The organism is Salinimicrobium oceani (genome assembly GCF_012037645.1).
Genome location: NZ_JAAVJR010001167.1, coordinates 1 through 350, shown reverse-complemented (window position 1 = coordinate 350; position 350 = coordinate 1). Strand labels below are relative to the sequence as shown.

General features: G+C 38.6%; 1 pseudogene. It reads left to right on the top strand.

Features of this window, described 5'->3' with window-relative positions:
• Nucleotides 1–249: 249 nt before the first annotated feature.
• Nucleotides 250–350, top strand: a pseudogene (locus HC175_RS24490) (ABC transporter ATPase); the annotation flags it as partial.

The following is a 350-nucleotide window of genomic DNA, read 5'->3' as shown; positions in this document are numbered from 1 at the left end:
AGCTGCTTCCCGCCGGAGCGGTAACCCAATTTTCGGGCAAATTTGATCAGCTGGTCTACGCTATTTGTCATACTACAAATTTATGTTTCAATTGTCCTTGTTTTTATGATTTGCATCAGTTTCTGGCAACCCTTTTGATGAGTTTTATAACCCAAAGATCAGAAGCAGATTAACGGGAACTTTAACCTTACAGGATTGGTTTCCAAGGTTCAAATCTGTTATTTTTGTGCAACTTAAAATTTCCACATTATGTATGTCCCTTTTGATACCCTGCCTGAAAGTTCCCGTGTATGGATTTATCAGGCAAACCGCTCTTTTACAGATGTAGAGCTGGAAGAAATTAAACCAAA